Source organism: Granulicella sibirica, from assembly GCF_004115155.1.
GTDB lineage: Bacteria > Acidobacteriota > Terriglobia > Terriglobales > Acidobacteriaceae > Edaphobacter > Edaphobacter sibiricus.
The window spans coordinates 681,846-698,142 of record NZ_RDSM01000001.1; the positions used below are offsets into that span (position 1 = coordinate 681,846).

At 61.0% G+C, this 16,297-nt stretch carries 9 protein-coding genes; 4 read left to right on the forward strand and 5 right to left on the reverse strand.

Translation table 11 applies throughout. The features are described from left to right. Window positions 1–12 precede the first annotated feature (12 nt). The 4 genes from GRAN_RS02815 to GRAN_RS02830 are packed head-to-tail and all read left to right on the forward strand — an operon-like array spanning window position 13 to window position 7,661. On the forward strand, window positions 13–1,041 hold the full coding sequence (locus tag GRAN_RS02815) for an AAA family ATPase (RefSeq protein ID WP_128911481.1): 1,029 nt from the start codon (window positions 13–15) through the stop codon (window positions 1,039–1,041). A 9-nt stretch (window positions 1,042–1,050) separates the two neighbouring features. Continuing rightward, window positions 1,051–1,941 carry a DUF58 domain-containing protein gene (locus GRAN_RS02820; protein ID WP_128911482.1) on the forward strand — a complete coding sequence of 297 codons (891 nt, stop codon included), beginning with the start codon at window positions 1,051–1,053 and terminating at the stop codon, window positions 1,939–1,941. Then, the gene (locus tag GRAN_RS02825) at window positions 1,942–3,942 is read left to right on the forward strand and encodes a vWA domain-containing protein (RefSeq protein WP_128911483.1); all 2,001 of its coding nucleotides are present in this window, start codon (window positions 1,942–1,944) and stop codon (window positions 3,940–3,942) included. Beyond that, a complete protein-coding gene (locus GRAN_RS02830; protein WP_128911484.1) occupies window positions 3,939–7,661 on the forward strand; it encodes a coiled-coil domain-containing protein in 3,723 nt (1,240 codons plus the stop codon). Before GRAN_RS02825 ends, GRAN_RS02830 begins: the two co-directional genes overlap by 4 nt. A gap of 42 nt (window positions 7,662–7,703) precedes the next feature. Here GRAN_RS02830 and GRAN_RS02835 read toward each other — a convergent pair whose 3' ends face one another. From GRAN_RS02835 to GRAN_RS02855, 5 genes are read right to left on the reverse strand one after another with little or no spacing between them, the layout of a single operon-like run. Next, on the reverse strand, window positions 7,704–8,231 hold the full coding sequence (locus GRAN_RS02835) for a cyclic nucleotide-binding domain-containing protein (RefSeq protein ID WP_128911485.1): 528 nt from the start codon (window positions 8,229–8,231) through the stop codon (window positions 7,704–7,706). A 37-nt stretch (window positions 8,232–8,268) separates the two neighbouring features. Then, window positions 8,269–11,121: an NHLP bacteriocin export ABC transporter permease/ATPase subunit gene (locus GRAN_RS02840; RefSeq protein ID WP_128911486.1), complete on the reverse strand. Its 2,853-nt coding sequence runs from the start codon at window positions 11,119–11,121 to the stop codon at window positions 8,269–8,271. Then, window positions 11,118–13,304 carry an NHLP family bacteriocin export ABC transporter peptidase/permease/ATPase subunit gene (locus GRAN_RS02845; protein ID WP_206662692.1) on the reverse strand — a complete coding sequence of 729 codons (2,187 nt, stop codon included), beginning with the start codon at window positions 13,302–13,304 and terminating at the stop codon, window positions 11,118–11,120. Before GRAN_RS02845 ends, GRAN_RS02840 begins: the two co-directional genes overlap by 4 nt. A 47-nt stretch (window positions 13,305–13,351) precedes the next feature. Then, the gene (locus GRAN_RS02850) at window positions 13,352–14,620 is read right to left on the reverse strand and encodes an NHLP bacteriocin system secretion protein (protein WP_128911488.1); all 1,269 of its coding nucleotides are present in this window, start codon (window positions 14,618–14,620) and stop codon (window positions 13,352–13,354) included. Between the two features lie 25 nt (window positions 14,621–14,645). After that, a complete protein-coding gene (locus tag GRAN_RS02855; RefSeq protein ID WP_161570814.1) occupies window positions 14,646–16,262 on the reverse strand; it encodes a TolC family protein in 1,617 nt (538 codons plus the stop codon). Window positions 16,263–16,297 lie beyond the last annotated feature (35 nt).

The following is a 16,297-nucleotide window of genomic DNA, read 5'->3' on the forward strand; positions in this document are numbered from 1 at the left end:
GGAAAACACTCGATGGAGATGGTAACCGGACTCGAGCAGGATACGGCTCAACTGCAGCAGCGCATCGAGCGCTTCCACACTGTGCGCGATAGCATCATGGCGCAGGTGCGACAGGTGATCGTGGGCCAGGACGACGTGCTGGACCAGATCCTGATCGCGCTCTTCGTCGGCGGCCACTGCCTGATCACCGGCATGCCCGGCACGGCGAAGACGCTGATGGTGCGAACCATCGCGCAGACGCTTGGGCTCAGTTTCAAACGCATCCAGTTCACGCCGGACCTGATGCCTTCGGACATTACGGGCACGGACATCATCGATGAGGACATCACCACGGGCCATCGCAAGTGGACCTTCGTGCAGGGTCCCATCTTCGGCAACGTTGTGCTTGCGGATGAGATCAACCGCACGCCGCCCAAGACGCAGGCTGCGATGCTCGAGGCCATGCAGGAACGCTCCTGCACCGTACGCGGGCATGTCTATAAGTTACCCGCGCCGTTCTTTGTGCTGGCAACGCAGAATCCGATCGAACTCGAAGGGACATACCCCCTTCCCGAGGCGCAGTTAGATCGCTTCCTCTTCAACTCCCTCCTCGATTACCTGAGCGCAAGTGATGAGTTGAAGGTCGTGGACCTGACGACCGCCACGAAGACGCCTGAGGTCGTGGCAGTTACAAATGCGGAGGAGTTACTCGGATTCCAGCAGCTTGTGCGCATGGTGCCTATCGGAGACTCGCTGGCACGGTATGTCGTCAACCTTGTACGAGCGACACGGCATAAAAGCGAGAACGCTCCGGACTTCATAAAAAAATACGTGAACTACGGCGGAAGTATTCGCGCCGCACAGTTCATCGTCCTCGCCGCGAAGGCACGAGCGCTCTCGCGGAAGCGCTACCACGTGACCTACGAAGACATTACATCGCTTGCTATTCCTGTTCTGCGCCATCGCATTCTGCTGAACTTCCATGCCGAGTCGGAACGAATCGACTCCGACGAGATCCTTCGCCGGCTCATCGCTCATCTGCCACCACCGAAGGAATCCTGAGGAGACGGAATGCTGCAGCGCTTTCTCGATCCCACGGTGCTCGCCGGTATCTCCAGTCTCGACCTGATAGCGAAGACGGTTGTGGACGGGTTCGTGACCGGGCTGCATCGCTCTCCGGACTTCGGCTTCAGCCAGGAGTTTGCGGAGTACCGGGCGTATACACCGGGGGACGATCTGCGGCACGTGGACTGGAACCTATTCGCGCGGACCGAGAGGACCTATCTCAAACGGTATCGCGGAGAGACGAACAGCCAGCTTACGATCCTTCTCGATGCAAGTAACTCGATGAAGTACACCTCGCATGCCGTGACGAAGATGGACTACGCACGCTACATGGCAGCCGCGCTCTGCTACATGGCCATCCATCATCAGCGCGACCCGGCCGGGCTGATCGTCTTCGATGACGAAGTGCGAAACTACATCCGCCCATCGACGCGTCAGGGCCAGCTCTATCGCTTGCTTGCAGGCTTGGAACAAGCTGAGCCACGTGCCAGAACCGACTTCAGCAAGCCGCTCGGACACTTCCAGGAGTTCCTGCATCGGCGCGGGATCGTACTCGTGATCTCGGACTTCTATGCCTCTCCGGAGACGATCGTGAAGACGATCGAGCCGCTGCGCTTTCATGGCAGCGAGGTGGTGCTGTTTCACTTGCTGGATCCGAAGGAGATCCATCCGGAGATGCGCGGCCCGTCCATCCTCGTCGATCTCGAGACGGATCAGAAGATCGAGGTCATCCCGGATTATGTAAAGACCGAATACCGCAAGAAGATAGACGATCACCTTGAGCAGATGCGGGATCGCACGCGGGCCGCGGGGATGGGCTATCACCTCCTGATGACGGATAAGCCGCTCGATAAGGCGCTGACCGAGTATCTCTCGCTAAGAAACAGGGGGCTCTAGATGGGCTTCCTCTCGCCATGGTTTCTACTTGGGCTCGGAGCGCTGGCGCTGCCGGTCTATGTTCATCTGCTGCGACGGCATACGACGGAGCCGCGTCCAGTAAGCTCGCTGATGTTCTTTGAGGCCGGGACACAGAGTTCGACGAAGCATCGAAGGCTGCGCTATCTGCTTCTGTTCGCGCTGCGTGCGCTCCTCGTGCTGCTCGCGGTCCTTGCCTTTGCGAATCCATTTCTGCGGAGAACTTCAGCTTCCGCGAGCGACACTCTCCTTTTGGTTGCGGTCGATCGTTCCTACAGTATGAATGCCGGGACACGGCTGGCAGATGCGAAGAAAGGTGGTCTTGATGTGCTGGCTGCGCGCCGCCTTTCGCAGCGAGCGCAGGTCCTTGTTCTTGGCGAAAAGCTTGAGATCCTTACGCAGCCGATTCAGGATTCAGGAGCGTTACGGGCCGCCGTCGAAGGGATTCAGCCTGGTGATTCGCATGGAACCTTCGGCGAGTTAGGACGCGGCATGCGAGCCATGGCCGAAACGGTTCATACGCCGATCGAGCTGCACCTTTTCAGCGATATGCAGGCGTCGAACATGCCCGCGAACTTCGCCGATATGGTGATGCCGGGCAACGTGCGGCTCGTTCTGCATCCGATCGACACGGCGGTGGTGCCGAACTGGACGGTGGAGAGCGTCGAGGCGCCGGGGCAGCTGGTCGACACCAAGAAGGCGCGAACGGTAGCCGTGATTGCCGGACACGGAACACCCGCGGCTTCGCGCGTCGTGTCGCTTGTGGTGAGCGGGACTGTCGTAGCAACGCGCAAGGTGGACGTGCCCGCGAATGGCCGGGCGACGGTCACATTCGACGGGCTCGACGTGCCGTATGGGACGAGCCGGTGCGAGGTGCGCGTCGAGTCTTCGGACCGCTTTCCTGCGGACGATGTAAGCCTGTTCGCGGTGAAGCGGGCCGACCCGGAGCGAGTGTTGTTTGTCCATCAGGCGGGAGACGCGCGGTCGCCCCTGTATTTCGGCGCGGCTCTTGCGGCAGCGGCGCAAGCGTCCTTTGTGCTGCAGACGATTACCCCCGAGCAAGCGGCGGACGTGGATCCGGCGAAATACGCCTTCGTGGTGCTGTCAGATGTGGTGACGATCCCGTCCATCCTCGAAAACAGTCTCATCCGCAACGTGCAGAGCGGAGGAAGCGTGCTGATCGCGGCCGGTGCTTCAGGAACACATCGAGGACGGATCCCGGTGTATGGAGCGAATGTGCTGGACGGTAAGTTCTACTCGCGTGAGGGCGGATTCGCCTCCGTCGCGCAGATAGATGCGTCGCATCCTTCGATGAAGGAGGCGGGCGGGTGGCCGGCGATGAAGTTCTTCTATGCTTCGATCGTCGATCCGGGGCAGGCACGTGTGGTGGCGAGGCTGACGGACGGAACACCGCTCCTGCTGGATAAGCAGGTCGGCGAGGGGCATGTAGTCGTGTTTGCGTCGGGTCTCGATAATGTGACGAACGATCTCCCATTGCATCCCGCGTTCGTGCCGTTCGTGGAGCAGACGGCGCGCTATCTTTCGGGCGCAGACAGGCTAAGTGGCGCGCGGGTGGTGGACTCGTTCGTGCAGCTTCGGAGCGGCGCCGCATCCGGGGCCGGCGTGGATATCGTTGCGCCGGACGGACGTCATCCCTTGTCACTGAGTGAAGCGGCCACGGCACAGTCGTTCCAGCTTGCCCACGCGGGGTTCTACCAGGTGCGCTTTGTAAACGGGCGGGATTCGCTGATCGCGGTCAACCCCGATCGGCGGGAGTCCGATTTACAGCCGATTTCGGAAGACGTGCTGAAGCTCTGGAGCGGGAGCGCGTCTGACACGCCGACGGGAACGGACGCGACGGCGCAGCCGACGGAACACGTCGCAAGCCTGTGGTGGTGGTTTATGCTGTGTCTACTCGTGGTCGCGCTCTGCGAATCCGTCCTCGCAAGCCGATACCTGGGCACGCAGCGGGAGGAAGCATGAGCAAGCGGGAGCAGCTCAACCTTTATATCCGGCAGGTGCAGGGTAGGCTGCGTGTGGACGCATCGTTGCGCGGCGCGGCCCTAATAGCCGGCGTAGCGCTTCTGGCGACTGTGCTCCTTGCGCTCCTCCTGAATGCGTATGCCTTTCCTGAGAAGGGACTTACCCCAGCCCGGATCGTTCTTTTCGCGACTCTGGCAATCGCCGCGGGGCTTGGGTTGGCATGGCCTCTGCTGCGGCTGGATCGCAGGCGTTCGGTCGACCGCGCGGAGTCCGGCTTCCCCGATTTTCAACAGAGGCTGCTTACTTTTTCTGAAAGGGACGCGAAGGGCCAGCAGGATCCTTTTCTTGAGTTACTCGCGGGAGATACGCTTGCGGTCGCGGCGGAGGCCCGGCCAGATGCGCTCGTAACGCCAGCAAGATTGGGAGTCCTGTTTGCGATCCTCGCGGTCTGCGCCGGTCTTCTGAGCTGGATGGTCGCGGCCCGGCCAGGTTACATGGGGTACGGCGCTTCCCTGCTCTGGACGGGCCCTCACCACGATGTGCCCCCCATCTATGACGTCCGGGTTTTGCCTGGAAACGCGGCAGTGCGACGCAACAGCGACCAGATGGTGACAGCGCAGATCGTCGGCCTCGATACGAATAAGGTCGACCTCTACGCGCGGTATCAAAGCTCGCAGGCCTGGCAGAAGGTCCCAATGTCGCCGCAGATGGACGGTGGCGGCTTCCAGTTCCTGTTTACCGGGCTGCCCGAGAACGTGGAGTACTACGTCGCAGCCGGGCCCGCATCGTCGAAGCACTTCAACTTCCGCGTAGTCGATCTGCCCGCTGTGAAACAGATCGCCGTGAGCTACCGCTACCCGAAGTGGACGGGAATGAAGACCGTCTCAGAAGAGCAGACAGGCGATCTTCGGGCCCTCGAAGGCACGGACGCCGACGTATCGGTAACGATGACGAGCCCGCTTCGTGACGGTGTGCTTGTGCTCGATGGCGGCGAGGTTCTGCACCTCAGCGGCGGCGAGAGCAACCAGTACAAGGGCACGATCCACATGGCCAAGGACGGCGCCTACCACGTGGCAGCAACTGACCAGGGCCAGCAGGTGCGGCTATCCGAGGACTACTTCATCTCCACCAGCAAAGCCAACCCTCCGACCGTCGTCATCGATAAGCCTGGCGCGGACTACAGGGCCAGCCCGATCGAAGAGGTCAAGATCGGCGTCAAGGCCCAGGCGGATTACGGGCTGAACCATGTGAGCCTCCATTACTCGGTAAACGGCGGCGCGGAACAGACCGTCAACGTGCTCAAGCAGAATGGCGCCAAGGATACCGACGGCAGTGCCACGCTAAGCCTCGAGGATTTCAAATTGGTGCCAGGCGACCTCGTAAGTCTCTACGCGACGGCAAACGATCCACATGCAGAGGCCCGGACCGAGATCAGCTTCATCCAGGTAGAGCCGTTCGAGCGCGAGTTCTCGCAGTCGCAGCAGAACGGTGGAGGCGGTGGCGGTGGAGGCGGCGGACAGCAGAACGGGCAGACCGACATCGCGCGTCGCGAGAAGGAACTGATCGAGGCGACGTGGAAGCAAAGGAACGACAAAGCGGCCACGCCGCAGCAGGCGCAGGCAACGGGCAAGCTGCTCTCCGAGGCCCAGACGAAGCTGCGCGAACAGGCGCTCGCACTGACGGCCCGCATGGAGAGCCGCGACCTCTCCGAGGCGAACGAGGAATTCAACAGCTTCGGCAAGGACATGCAGATAGCAGCGAATGCGATGACTCCCTCGGCTGACAAGCTCAGCCACATGCAGTGGCAGGATGCGATGCCCATCGAGCAGAAGGCTCTGCAAGCCCTTCTGCGGGCTGAAGCCACCTTCCGCAAGATCGAAGTTGCCTTCGGCCAGCGCGGGGGCGGAGGCGGCGGTGGTGGTGGAAGCGCCGGGCGTGATCTGGCCAGTCTCTTCGATCTCGAGATGGACACCGAGAAGAACCAGTACGAGACGGCGAACAGCGGCTCTGCCGCCGAGCAGCAGGCAAAGAAAGTTGACGACGCACTGGCCAAGCTCGACGCTCTCGCGAAGCGCCAGGAGGAGTTAGCCCAGCAACAGGAGAACAAGGCCCAAAGCTTCCAGCAGAGGTGGCAGCAGGAGATGCTGCGGCGCGAAGCGGAAGAGCTTCAGCGCGAGATGGAGCAGATGCAGGCAAACCAGCAGGGCCAATCCGGACAGTCTGGACAGCAAGGCCAGTCGGGCCAGCAGTCAGGACGCTCGGGATCCTCCCAGAACTCGCCGAGCCAATCCGCTTCGGCCTCCTCCCGGCAGCAGAACGGGTCCGGTGGATCGACAGACGGCAATACCGATCCACGCGTACAGCAGGCGCTCGACCGCTTGCGTGCCGCGAACGACGAGATGCGCCGTGCCGGCGGCCAGCAGGGGGCACAGCAGAACTCGGCCGAAGCCAAGCGGGCAGCGGACCAGCTACGCCAGGCAACGAACCTGCTCGGCGGCGCGCAGAAGCAGCAGGCCTCGAGCAAGCTGGACGGCCTCGGTCGCGAGGCTGATCGTCTTTCAAAGGAAGAGAGCGCACAAGCCCAGCGAATCCAGAGCCTGGCCGCGAAGAGCGAGGGCGACGAGAGCCCCACTCCCGCCCAGCGTGCGGCCAAAACGCAGGAACGTACGCGCCTGGCAGAAGACCGTCAGCATCTCTCGGACGATCTCTCGCGCCTGCAGAAAGGCATGCGCGATACCGCTCGGGAGCTTGCGTCGAACCAGCCGGGAGCCTCCTCGAACCTGCGCGATGCCCTTGGCGGCATGGATCAGAGCGACCTCACGAACCTCGCGCAGCGAACCGCCGACTGGCTGCGCCGCGGAATTAATCCGAACTCCAACGGTACGGAATCTGAACTGGCTGGCGGCCTCAAGAAGCTGAACGATCAGGTCCGTCAGGCGCAGCAGGCAGCAGGAACCGGACAGCCCGGAAAGCGTGGGCAGGATCCTGGAGATCAGGTCGCGGCTCTCGATCACCTGGACCGCCTGCGCAACCAGGTGCAGCGGCTTGGCAGCCCAGGCAAGCCGGGCGATCAGCGCAACGGCCAGAGCGGACAATCCGGCCAGGGACGGGAGCGCCAAGGCCAGCAGGGCTCCCCCTCGGGAGCAACCGGCCAGCAAGGACAATCCGGGCAGCAAGGGCAAGGCGGTCGCGGACAGGGACGCCAGCCCGGGCAGCCTGGTGGAATCGGCGGAGGGGACCAGAACGGCGGTGATCAGGTCGGCAACCTCGGCGACCGCGTGATCCGGAGCGGCGGAGGAGACACAGGAGCCAACTACGGCGTCAACACCGGCAACAACATGTACGGCCCCGGCCGCGCCGTAAACCCTCAATTAGGTTCGAATCCCGCGGACTCGGAGCGAACCATCCAGCAAGGGCTCAAGGAACTCAATCAGCTTCGGCAGCTTGCCAAGAACGACCCGGCGGCAAGCAAAGAAATCGATGACCTCGTACGCGAGATGCAGCGCCTCGATCCGTCCCACTTCCCAGGTAACCCACAGATGGTCGAGGAGCTTCACGCCCAGGTGCTGAGCGATGTCGACAAGCTCGAAATGCAGTTGCGGCGCGAGATGGATCCGCAGCAGATGAGCCAGGTGCGCACCGCGACGCCCAGCACAGTTCCCCCCGGATACCAGGATGCGGTTGCCGACTATTACCGGCGGCTGGGCAAAACGCACTAGACATCAGCATCCATCGCTTGTAACTGCCCGTTATCAACACAGCTACTTCACCGAGCGCACCAGGAAATCGAATCGCACATTCGCCATCGAGACGACCTGCATGAAGTCGGCGTCAAGTTCATCAGGATCATCCTCAATCGTCGCTTCGCGACCGTTCGACGCATAACCAAGCCGGCTCGTCGTGGTGCGGAGGCGGTCAGCGAGAAACAGGGCGATGGCACGGTAAAAGCGTGAGCCGAACTGGCCATCAGCTTCAAGCTTCTGTTTCAGGAGAGCCTTGTCGATCCCGAGCACAATCGTAGGCATCAGGGCAACCACCGAAGCAAGGGGTGGTCGCGAATCGACAAACGAGATCTCGCCGATGACTTCACCCGACATAAGCGTGGCCACCTGCACGCTGTTCACTTCGACTGAGAGCCGTCCATCAAGCACGATAAAAAGATGCTGTACGGGCAGACCCTGCGTGATGAGCGTGGTGCCCTGCTCGAAGAGCATCTTACTTCCCTTGGTGGCGAGCCATTGCACGTCGATGTCGTTGAGAATTCCCATCAGGTAAAGAACTTTTCTCACGTGTTCCTCTTTTATCTAAGGCGGTAATGCAGATCGTTCAAGCGAGTTGGCGCTTCGCAAGCTCAGCGAAGTGCCCGTTCTGGCTGACTAACTCTTCATAAGTACCGCTCTCATGCAAACGTCCTTCTTTGAACACAAGAATGACGTCGGCGTGGCGGATGGTACTAAGGCGATGAGCAATGACGATGCGCGTAGCCTGCATGGCATCCAGGCTCCTGCTGACAATAGATTGCGTATGGTTATCGAGCGCGCTGGTCGCCTCGTCGAAGAAGAGGATGCGTGGCCGGCGCACAATAGACCGCGCAATCAGGATCCTCTGACGCTGCCCTCCGGAGAGGCCGCTCCCGCTCTCATTGATGACGGTATACATGCCCATCGGCATGGCGCGGATATCGTCGCCGAGACCGACCGCCTCGGCGGCTGCCCACGCATCATCCATGGTAAGCAGCGAGGCGCCGACGATGTTGATGTGGATGTTAGCCTGCATGAGCTTTCCTGCCTGCAGCACGACGCCGATCTGCCGGCGCACAGCTTGCATATCGAGTTCCGCAAGATCCTGCCCGTCATAGAAGATGGATCCACTCTCGGGCTTCTCAAAGCCGAGCAGTAAACGCATCAGCGTGGACTTACCGCATCCCGATTCGCCCACCAGCGCGATATATTGCCCCGCGCGGATGCTGAACGAGACATCCTTCAGGATGACCGGCCCGTCCTTCTCGTAACGAAAGTGCGCGTGGGAAACTTCGATGTCGCCGCGAAGCGCACCGGGCTTTTTCATCTCGGCCTTTAATTCAGGAAGCTCTTCGAGAATGGGCTTCGCACGTTCATATGTTGGAACGATGCTGACAAGGGAGAGCATCGCGGCGCTGAACCCCAGAGTGGCTCCAAGAAATTGCCCAAAGGCTGCGTTGAAGGCAAGAAAACGCCCGGTGCTGAAGCTTGGATCCTGGCGCGCCATATTCGCGGCAAGCACGTAGATCAGGATGGATGTGGCGGCAGGAAACACGGTATTGAACAGCGTCGTCGCAAGAGACACCTTGGCAGCCGTCAGCATGTTCTGCTTCTGCCACGTGTAATCGTGCGCCCAGCGGGCGAAGGCGCGTGGTTCAGTACCGGAAACACGGAATTTCGCGACGCCCTGCAGAAGCTCGGCAACACGGCCGGCAATTTTTCCCTGCATGGCGAGGATGCGCCGATCGAGCCGTACCGTAACAAGCGTGGAGATGATCGAAAAGACGATCGCGCACGCGGCAAGGCCCGTGGCGGCAAGAGCAAGCTTCACGCTGTAACTAAACAGCAGCGCAAAACTGAAGACGGAGAAGATGCCGGTCAGCAGCGCGGAAGTCGCCGTTCCAGTAAGCGCCTGGCGAATCTGGTTGATCGCAAGACTTCGGGAAGCGAGGTCGCCCGTAGTAAACCGGCGAAAGAACGTCGTCGGCAGGTTCATCAGCCGGTCCCATACCGCGGCTTCCATCTCCGACTCCATCCGCCCTTCAAGACGCTGCGTAGCGAAGCTCTGGCCGAGATTCATGAGGAACATTGCGATTGAAGCCGAGAAGAGGATGACGGAAAGCTGCACCAGGTTATTCCGCTGGCCCTCGGGAATCACGTCGTCGAAGAGGACACCGGTTGCGATCGGCATCGCCATGGCCAGCAGTCCGCTCATCATGCCAACAATAAGGATCGTGGTCAGATCCTTCTTTCCGTTTCGCAGGCCAAAGAGCAGGATGTCCTTCGCCGTCAGCTTGCGGTTCGGGAACGAGCGGTAAAGCACATAGGCGTGCGAGTCGAGCGAGTTAGAAAGCGCCTCCGTCATGGACACGCTTGTACCCGAAAGAGGATCGAGCATCACATAGCTTCGCGCATTTTTCGGGAGCAGCGCGACGGCCGAGACGCCGTTAAGCGTAAGCCCAACCATCGGCCCCTGATCCTGCTTCCACCACGCATCGCGCAGTAGCACCTGTCGATACCGCACACCGGACGCCGAAGCGATACGAATGATCGCCTGCTCCGTTTTCTCGTCGGCGATATCGTGCTCCGGCGCATGAATAGGAATACCCATGACCTCCCCAACGGCACGGCATGCTTCAAGCGCTCCGGACATCCTCGAGCTTTTCTCGAAGTGATTCGCGCCCGCCGGCAGCAACGGACGAGTAAGTTCGCGTAACGCTCCGGCAAACACTCGTCCATCGCGCTGAACCTTATCCTGAAAGCGTCCGCGCTCTTTGTCTTCGATGCGCTGACGCTTCTTCCTGCGCTGCGCAAGCATGGCGGCATGAACGGACGCCATCTCGCGAATAAGCCTGCCATCGACGCGCCTCTTCGCGAGCCACTGCTCCGTGGCTTCGCTTGAAAGAGTCTGGCCGCCTTCCGCAACTGCCCACAGATAGCGGCAAACCGGTACAGCCGCGAGGCTGTGATCCTCAGCCTCCGCATAAAGAGAAAGCCCTGCGGTCGCGCCACCGAGCCAAATTACGGATCGACTCCCAATCAGCGTAAGCCCTTCCTCGCCAGTATCGACGGGCTTACCGGCCTGCACCTGCACGCTGGCCGATGGGGCAAGCCCCGGCGCGCACCACTCAGAGATATTCGTGATCCAGGAGTCGAGATACTCTGCATCGACCTCGATAAGATCGATCGGCTGCAGCATGGTCTCGGAAGCGGCCTGCGCCATGATGGTCGTCTCGAATCCGTCGACAAGCACACCGCCCACGCCAAGTAGAAGCGAACCTGCGTCAAGCGTTCCAAGATAATCCAGGCTGCTCTGCGCAACCGTCTCGGCAACATCTACAAGGAAGAGATCAACCGCTCCCGAGACGATCGTCCAGGCCCGCGCGGAATCGTTCAGGATCATGCGGAGCGGCATCGGCACCAGCGGAGCAGCGATCATGTGGCAGACACCAACGCCTCTTCCGGCACGAGCCTGTCCTCAACATGAATGAGCTTCGCGTAAGGCCCAGCCTGCTGCAGCATCTCTTCGTGCGTGCCACGCTGCTGAATCGCCCCACGTTCGAGCACAATGATCTCGTCGCAATCACGAATCGTACTCAGCCGATGCGCGACAATCAGGCAAGCGCAACCAAGACGGCGGAAGTTATCCATCACCATCTTCTCGGTCATCGGATCAAGCGCGCTCGTCGCCTCATCCAGTACAAGGATACTGGGTCCGGTCACAAGCGCCCGCGCTATCTCAAGCCGCTGTCGCTGCCCGCCGCTGAAGTTCCGGCCGCCTTCTTCCACCCTGTAGTCGTAGTCGCCCTTCAGCGACGTGATGAAGTCGTGGATGCATGCGTCCTTGGCAGCCTGCACCACTCGAGCATCATCCATGGTCTCGTCCCACATGGTAATGTTCTCGCGGATCGTTCCATCGAAGAGCGCGATGTCCTGATCGACGCAAGCAACCGAGTTACAAATCACAATGCGTCCATGCTCACTGCGCGGCTTGCCGTCGAACAGGATCTCCCCACTCCATGCCTTGTTGAGTCCCGCGACGATCCGCGCCACGGTCGACTTACCGCTACCCGATCCACCAACAAGCGCTATCCGTTGTCCCGGAGCAAGCGCAAAGTTGAAGCCGTTCAGAAGTGGCGCCTCCAGCCGGCTGTACCCAAACACAACGTCGCGCAACTCAAGCCGTCCCGTAAGCTTATGCGCCGAGGCAGCGGCCCGTACCTCGGTCTCCGGGTCGCTCGCGCACGCAAGCTCATCGACCGGGTTGTCCATCACATCATCGAGCCGATTGATCTGCGTCTGCATCACCTGGTACTGCGTCCCCAGCGCCATCAATCCGCTCACCGGCGTTGTGAAGCTCGTCATCAACGCCTGGAACGTGATCAGCATGCCGATCGTCAGCCCGCCATCCATCACCCGCAACCCGCCAAGGCAAAGCAACGCCGTGCTGTTGAGCCCGGCAAGAAGAAGCGGGATCGACCCAAGCATCAGCGTCGACGACCCAAGCTCCTGCTCGAGACTGACAACGCGCGCCTGGAAGCCCGCCCACTTGGCAAAGAAATCCGATTCCGTCCCCCCCGCCTTGATCGTCTCGATGCTCTGCAACCCGATCATCGAGGTCCCCATCAGCTTGCCCGATGCCTGCAGCAGCTTGCGGCTCTGGTCGATGCGCCGCTTCGAGAGATAGCGCAGGATGCCCACGTTGCAGATCGCCATCGCGATGCCAAGGCAAGTTAGCAGAACATCGTACTTGAACATCACTGCGGCATAGAACATCACCATCAGCACGTTCAACGCGCCACCGGTCAACTGTGTCGCAATCGCAGTCGAGACCGTCTCATTGATCGCGACACGCGCCCCGATCTCCGCCCCATAGCGCTGCGAGAAGAAGTCCATCGGCAGCCGCAGCGTATGCCAGAAGTACTTGGCCGATTCGCTGATCGCCATTCTCATCTGGAACTTCAACGTCACCCATCCGCTCAGCAGCCCAAGCATCAGCATCAGCAGCGTGGTGCCCGTCATCACAAGCGCCAGCGGCCTCATCCAGTTCCACATGCCGCCCAGCAGGATGTTATCGAGAAAGACGCGCGAGTAAGCCGCATTCGCCATGCCCGGTATTACTCCGACAAGACTGGCCAGCAGAAGAAATAGCAGAGGAGTCGAAGCGCCGTTCATGCGCTTGCGCAGGGCAGCAACGATCGACGGCGGACCGCCTTCCTTCCTGAAGTCAGGACCAGGCTCGAACGTGAGCACCACCCCTGTAAAAGACTCCTCAAACTCCCATGGATCGACGTTCCTCCGTCCGATTCCCGGATCGTTCAGGAACGTCTCATCCTTCGCGAACCCATCGATCACGAGGAAGTGATTGAAGTTCCAAAACGCGATCACCGGGAGCTTCATCTCCTTGACCTGATCGATCTCCTTCTTGAAGCCCTTGGCAATCAGCCCATGCGCCCGCGCCGCCCGCAGGATATTGCTTGCCTTGCTCCCATCGCGCGAGACGCCGCAGTCCGAACGCAGTCTCTCCAACGGCACCCATCTGCCGTAGTAAGCAAGGATCATCGAAAGCGACGCAGCGCCGCACTCCACCGACTCCATCTGCAGGATGGTCGGCGTCTTCACTTGCCTGCGATTTCGTCTGAAGCGGGCGAAAGAATTCTTCATGCGTGTTAGTCGGGGTTGAAGAAGCTCTTGAGGAAAGGCATCACAAGCTCAATCGGACGCCGTTCCCGCGTGACCACCTCCACGCTGCAAAGGGTTCCACTGCTGATGATCTGGTTCGGCGTCTTCTTCGATGACCAGGCATAACCACTCGTGTTGTCCGCCTTCTCGAGCACAACCCGCACCTCGTTCGCTACACCCTGCGTCTTGAGCGCATTCACCAGCGACTGATTCTCGAAGGTCCTCATAGCCGCGGCATCCGTAGTGGGAAAGTCCGACACATACGTCACACGGCCCCGCAGATACCCAACCTCTTCCCGCTTCACGGTCGTCGGCGACACCTGCGCAGCCATGCCCGCGGTAATGCGCTTCGCATCACCCGTCGGCACAAAGGCCACAACCTCAAGCTGCCCAATCGCCGGTTGCAAACTAAGAACAGGCGTCCCGGCCACCGCTTCAGAACCCTCATACACCTTGAGTTCAACAACCTCACCATCGAACGGCGAGGTAACCTGCGTGCTCAGCGTCTTCTGCTGCTCAAGCGTCTGCAGTTGCCGCTCAAGCTCTTCCACACGAAGCCTCGCGTCGCGGCGGCTCGTCTCCGGCTGTGCCTCAAGCCCATAGCGCTCCGCATCGATCGCCACGAGCTGCGCCTTATTCTTCTCCACCGTCGATTGCAGTTCCACCACCTTCTGCTGCGCCGCGATCAATTGCTGCCGCGTCTGCAGTCCCCGCTCCAGCAGCCGTTCTTCAACCGGCACCTGCTCCTCCGCAAGCTTCACGAGATTGATCCCCTGCTTGATATCTCCTTCGACCGTAGTCCGTTGCCGGTCGAGCGCCGCGATCTGCAGCCGCGTCGATTCGCCTTGAAGATGCACGGCGCGCCCAGCATCGACGCGCGCCTCTTCCAGCCGATTCTGCGTCTGCCGGATACTCGTCATGATCTCTGGCTGCGAGATCGTCGCGACCACCTCACCCGCATGCACACGATCCCCGATCTTCAGCTTGAAATCAGTAATCGTCCCTGCGCCGGTCGTCACAACATTCACCACGCCTCCCTGCCCGATGAGGATGCCTTCGCCCGCCGCCTTGGTCGGAAGCCGCGCGACGAACGACCACGCCGCGGCCGTCGCCACGAAGCCAAGCAGCCCAAGCAGAACAAGCCACTGCCGCGCGCTCGTCACCGTGAGCATGCGGTCAAGGTCATCCGGAGAAGCAAGGCGCTCCAGTGCCGCCTTCCGGTACATCTTCGAGTTCATCGACTCGGTCGAACTCATCGGTTCCTATCCAGCCTCGCGGCTCCTATGGGAGTGAGGAAAACAAAAGTGGGTCCACCTGTTGGACATCCTGGCCGGCCTGCACGATGGTGCCGGTCGACTGACGCAACGTTACAAGCGCAAGCGCATAAGCAAGACGTGCGTTGACCTCTGCAAGAACGCCGGTAGTAAGCCGGTCTTCCACCGTCAGCACATCCACCAGCGAGTTGAGCCCAAGACGATACTTCTCCTTTTCGCCATCGAGCGCCGCCTGATAGTACCGCACCGCCTCGTGCGCCCGTTGAAGTTGCATGGTCGTGCTCCGAACCCCTTCATACGCCACCACCACCGCCGTAGCCGCTGTACGCGCCGTCTCGGAAAGCGTAACGTCACTCTGCCGCGTAGTAGCCATGGCCGTCTCAAGCCGCCCACGCGCGGCATTGTTGGCCGGGCTCTGGCTATACGTAATCCCCACGGTTACATCCGCGCCCTTCGGCGAATTCCCGACCGAGCGCGGATAGTCCAGAACATTCGTGCCTTCACGCAAGCCCGTATACCCCACGGACGATGAAACATCGAGCTGCGGCTTAAGCTGATTCACCGCCGCATTTTCAAGCGTCCGGTTCGCGTCCCGCCGAAGTCGCGCAGCCAGCACATCGGCTCGCTTCGTATTCGCCAGTTGTAAATAGCCCGCCAGCCGCGACGCATCATACGGCGCAGTCGCGTCCGGAATATCCTGCGCGGGAGCCGGAAGCGAAAGAATCTGATCCGGACCAAGCCCCATCACCAGCACAAGCTGCTGCCTCGCCTGCAGCAAACTCTGCTCCGCGGCGGTGCGGCTCGCGATGCGATCGGCGAGGTTGGCCCGCACCTGGTTCAAATCATTCGCGGGCAGACGATCCGCCTTTACCAGCGTCTCCGTCCCATTCAGAAGATCGCTCCCCCGAGCCTCGGACGCCTTGTAAACCGCAAGCGTGGCGTCCGCCGCAACAAAGTTCCAGTAGCGCGATGCCGCCGTAGCCAGCGTATCGGAGACCAATTGGCTAAGGTCCATCCGAGTCGCCTCAAGCACCTGCCGCGCCGAAGTCTCCTGCGCATCCACAACGCTGCGTCCGCGGTTTCTCAGTACCGGCAGCGTAACAGCCAGCCCCACATGCGATTCGTTGATCCCATCCTGTGTCAGGACATTATCCGTACTCCGCGTCGCCTCAAGCGACGGGGAAACACTGATGCCGTTGCGAAACTCCTTCGCCGCCGACGCCGACACGGTCGATGTATTCGCCACGATGGAGTCGACCCCAGACCCTCCAGGCACGCCGTACTCCGAAGCAAGCACCGGAGTCAGCGGTGTATACGCATGTTGCTGCGAACCATTCGCGGCGAGCGTCCAGTCGAACTGCCCCTTTGCCGTACGCACCACACCGGATTGCGCAGCCACGGTGTAAGTAGCAATCTTCAACTGCGGATTCTTCGCGAGCGATGCCTGCAGCACATCCAGCAACGACAGCCCCGTCGCCGGACTCAACGCCGCATGCGCCGGACCCGCCGGAGCCTGGTTCCCCTGCTCATTCCCCTGCGCCCCCGCACGCACCGCCAACACACCCAACCCAATGGCGACGAGCGCGTTCGAGGCCCATCCGGCAGCCCGCCGTAAATGCTGCATCAACATCAATCCCGATCTGCTCCCCGCCGAACCAC